Here is a 3,897-nt window from a genome sequence, read left to right on the forward strand (position 1 = left end):
GAAGCCTGGCAAGCAGCCAACGCGCTGATCCAGTATGTCGATGATGCCACCATTGCCGCAGCACAGGCCAAGTTTAAAGCGATGGATTCCGTCGGTCAGCGCCGTATGGCTGAACTGCACAATGGCGATCGCAGCAAACTGGAAGTCTCCCCAAATCTTTGGGCAGGCGTAGGCCTGGTACGTGGTGGAGCCGGTACGGCACTGGTCGGTGACCCTGAAACAGTGGCGGCCCGTATTCAGGAATATGCCGACCTGGGTATTAGCACCTTTATTTTCTCCGGCTATCCGCATCTGGAAGAATCCATCCGTTTTGCCGAACTGGTGTTCCCGCTGTTGCCGCTGGAAACCCGCAAGAAACTGGCACAACCGAATTTGACCGGTCCTTTTGGGGAAATTGTTGCGAATAACTATGTCGCCGCAGACAGCCAGGCGAGCAAACAGCTGAAGGAGCCGGCCTGATGAGTAAAACCATTTCCCTAGAGCAGCTGGCAGAGGCCAAAGTTTCACGTGGAACATCATTTGGGCAGCGGATGCTGCCCTGGCTGGTGCCATTATTACTGATTGCTTTCTGGCAACTGGCCTCAAGTACCGGCCTGCTGGAAAGCCGGATTTTACCGGCACCAACGGCAGTGGTTAGTGCCTTCTGGGGCTTACTGGTCAGTGGCGAGCTGTGGCAGCACGTTCAGGTCAGTGCCGGACGTGCCCTCCTCGGCTTGTTGATTGGCGGTGGTTTGGGCCTGCTGCTTGGCCTGTTAAATGGCTCCTCCAAAACCGCCTCGACCCTGCTGGATACCACCTTGCAGATGATTCGTAATATTCCGGCTTTGGCGCTGATTCCGCTGGTGATTCTCTGGTTCGGGATTGATGAAACAGCCAAATTATTTCTGGTTGCGATTGGCGTGTTCTTTCCCATTTACATTAATACCTATCATGGCATTCGCTCGGTCGATCCACAGCTGATTGAAATGGGCAAAAGCTACGGCCTGAGCCGCTGGCAACTGTATAAGGAAATTATCTTGCCGGGTGCAATGCCTTCAATTCTGGTCGGTCTGCGCTTTTCTTTAGGTCTGGTCTGGGTGCTGCTAATTGTCGCCGAAACCATCTCCGCCCAATCCGGGATTGGCTATATGACTATGAACGCGCGTGAGTTTTTACAGACCGATATCGTGCTGGTTGGCATCCTGCTGTATGCCCTGCTGGGTAAACTGGCCGATGTGCTGGCTGTGGCTTTGGAACGCTATTTACTGCGCTGGCATGCCGGCTACCAGAAATAAGGAGTAAGCGAAGATGAGTAATTTAATTGCCGGCTTGCATACCGAGCACAGCAGTTCGAAACTGCGCAGCAATCCGGATATTCAGCCGCAGGCGGTGGCAGGTGCGGAAATCCTGATTGAACAGTTACACAAGTTTTATGGTTCGGTGAAAGTGCTGCAAGACCTGGATCTGCATATTCAGCCGGGCGAATTTCTGGCCATTGTCGGACGCAGTGGCTGTGGCAAAAGCACCCTGCTGCGTTTAATTGCCGATCTGGAAAAACCAAGCTACGGCGAAATCAAATTTAAGTCGGCACGGCATATCCGCGAAGGCATTACCTCGGATGATATCCGGGTGATGTTTCAGGACCCGCGTCTGCTGCCATGGCGCAGCATCGAGCAGAATGTACAGCTTGGTCTGGGCAAAGACCAGTACGCACATGCCAGCGCCCTGCTGGAAAAAGTCGGTCTGAAAGACAAAGCCGGGCTATGGCCCTCGCAACTGTCTGGCGGTCAACGACAACGTACCGCGTTGGTACGTGCCCTGTCGCATCAACCGCGGATTTTATTGCTGGATGAACCTTTAGGTGCACTGGATGCCCTGACCCGTCTGGAAATGCAGAAGCTGATTGAACGGCTCTGGACCGAACAGGGCTTTACTGCCATTTTAGTCACCCATGATGTCAGTGAAGCGGTACAGCTGGCCGACCGGATTATTCTGCTCGATCGTGGTCATATTGCCAAAACCTTTCAGGTCAATTTACCGCGCCCGCGGCAAAAAAGTATTGCCTTTGCCGAACTGGAGCAGCAGGTGCTAGATGCAGTCTTGGCCACATGAGGATTAATTTTGGTCTGAGCCTGCCCCCGCAGCTTTACCCTTAAATTCCGGCTCAATTTAAGGGTAAAACTTCATCTCGGTTTATGAAACTTTTGTGACATAGGCCCGAATAGATGCAGGATTATTTCTATAACTATGTCTTATATTTTGATTTAAAATAAAAGAATAAAAAATCTTTGAAATCAAGCCTTCAGTTATATTTTTTAACAGACTCAAAAAGTGTGCTTTATAGGGCTTAAATTTAACAATCCTGGGGAAATTATTAGTTAATCTACAAAATTCTGCTGCATTTATCATAATTTGCAATAGACGAGGATGCACAAAACTGATGATTTGACGTACAATTCGTGATTCCCCCTTTTCATTGTTTTTTAATTGCTAATGGAACAAAAAAAGAGTACTCAAAAACGACATCAGTTGCTGAACGCAGCACTCGACGTATTTTCCTTATACGGTTTTAATGGGGCGAGCTTAGATGAAATCGCTCAGATTGCAGAAATGCATAAGTCGAATATTTTCTATTACTATGAAAATAAAGAAGCGTTATATGTAGAAGTGCTGACCACTGTATTACAGAAATGGCTGGCGCCACTGCAAATGCTGGAAGCCGAGCTTGAACCTGAAGAAGCGATCACCAACTACTTATTGCAAAAGATTGAAGTGTCTCGCACCCAGCCAAAAGCTTCACGCCTGTTTGCGCTGGAAGTGATTCAGGGTGCCCCGCATATTCTGGACATCCTGAAAGGTCCGCTGAAAAAACTGGTCAAGCGTAAAGCCAAAGTCATCAGCAACTGGCAGGAACAAGGCAAAATCTCCAAAGATATTGACCCTGAACTGCTGATTCTGAATATTTGGGCCCTGACCCAGAACTATGCAGACTTCGCGACGCAAATGGAAATGGTCACCGGCAAAACCCTGCGCAACCGCAGCATGCAGCAGCGCATTATCCAGCATACCGTGCATCTGATGCTTTATGGTATTGTGCCGCGTCCAGAACTGAATACTGCACCTCCCTCAGAATCAATCGACGATTGAGCATGATTTTGGCATACGACCATAGTTTGCTATGGTCGCCGAACTAAAAACCACTCTGCTGATATAACGACAATAATTTTTTCGCCCCCAGCAACAGATTTTCTTCCCAGTCCAGATGTGCCGTATCGTTGGCGCCATCGGTAATATATTTGACGGAAATCAGCCGTACATCCAGTTTTTTACAGACTTTGGCCAGCGCATAGCCTTCCATATCCACCAGATTACAGGCCACTTTCGGTGTACCAGTTTCAAAGCTGTCACCGGTGCCACAAATACCAGCCGGTAAATGGGAAAAATGCTGCGGCAAATGAATTTCCGCCGGATGATCGTCATCCATGGGCGTCACTCCGACCTGAAAACCCAACGGTGATACATCCATATCACGCTGCACAAACTGGGTCACTTCTACCAGCTCATGTGCATTAAAATAGGAGCTGCCGGCCGTACCTAAATTTAACAGGGTTTTACAACCAGTTTTCTGAATCACCTCAAAGGCTTTAAAGGCAGCATTGATCTTGCCAATACCACTGTAATGCACCTCGATGCCGGCCTGCTCAAACAGACCTTTGGATTCACTCGGCAATGCCATAATTAAGGCCAGATCCGACATTATTGCTTCTCTACCACAGTTGCAGGGAGCCACATTAGAAAGCAAAAGACAGAAAAATAAAAGCCATCCCTGAAATGACAGGTCTTCCAACGACTCCACTTTTTTCATATCTATGCAGCTTTTCAGTGCTGGCCGCGCGTTTCAATTTTCATTCGCTCCTG

At 48.8% G+C, this 3,897-nt stretch carries 5 protein-coding genes; 4 read left to right on the top strand and 1 reads right to left on the bottom strand.

Annotated elements, in window-relative coordinates; translation table 11 throughout:
• The 4 genes from ACPEPR_RS13670 to ACPEPR_RS13685 all read left to right on the top strand — a co-directional run.
• Positions 1–459 (top strand): LLM class flavin-dependent oxidoreductase (locus tag ACPEPR_RS13670; protein ID WP_423562550.1); only part of this gene is annotated, 459 nt, incomplete at its 5' end.
• Entirely contained in the window at positions 459–1,274 is an 816-nt protein-coding gene (gene ssuC, locus ACPEPR_RS13675; protein WP_005181008.1) for an aliphatic sulfonate ABC transporter permease SsuC, read from the top strand. The genes ACPEPR_RS13670 and ssuC, both read left to right, overlap by 1 nt.
• A 13-nt stretch (positions 1,275–1,287) precedes the next feature.
• A complete protein-coding gene (locus ACPEPR_RS13680; protein ID WP_423562551.1) occupies positions 1,288–2,091 on the top strand; it encodes an ABC transporter ATP-binding protein in 804 nt (267 codons plus the stop codon).
• Positions 2,092–2,472: 381 nt separating this feature from the next.
• Positions 2,473–3,126: a TetR family transcriptional regulator C-terminal domain-containing protein gene (locus ACPEPR_RS13685; protein WP_160240808.1), complete on the top strand. Its 654-nt coding sequence runs from the start codon at positions 2,473–2,475 to the stop codon at positions 3,124–3,126.
• 43 nt (positions 3,127–3,169) lie between these two features.
• On the opposite strand, the gene ACPEPR_RS13690 is transcribed toward ACPEPR_RS13685, so the two are convergent.
• Complete coding sequence (locus ACPEPR_RS13690; RefSeq protein ID WP_005181021.1) at positions 3,170–3,736, bottom strand: hypothetical protein; 567 nt, start codon at positions 3,734–3,736, stop codon at positions 3,170–3,172.
• Positions 3,737–3,897: the final 161 nt, after the last annotated feature.

This window comes from Acinetobacter sp. AND/436 (assembly GCF_049546925.1).
In the GTDB taxonomy this organism is placed as follows: Bacteria; Pseudomonadota; Gammaproteobacteria; order Pseudomonadales; family Moraxellaceae; genus Acinetobacter; species Acinetobacter indicus.

Excerpts from the sequence above, each read along its gene's own strand:
- ACPEPR_RS13680 (WP_423562551.1), top strand. The coding sequence starts at position 1,288 with ATGAGTAATTTAATTGCCGGCTTGCATACCGAGCACAGCAGTTCGAAA.
- ACPEPR_RS13690 (WP_005181021.1), bottom strand. The coding sequence starts at position 3,736 with ATGTCGGATCTGGCCTTAATTATGGCATTGCCGAGTGAATCCAAAGGT.
- ssuC (WP_005181008.1), top strand. The coding sequence starts at position 459 with ATGAGTAAAACCATTTCCCTAGAGCAGCTGGCAGAGGCCAAAGTTTCA.
- ACPEPR_RS13685 (WP_160240808.1), top strand. The coding sequence starts at position 2,473 with ATGGAACAAAAAAAGAGTACTCAAAAACGACATCAGTTGCTGAACGCA.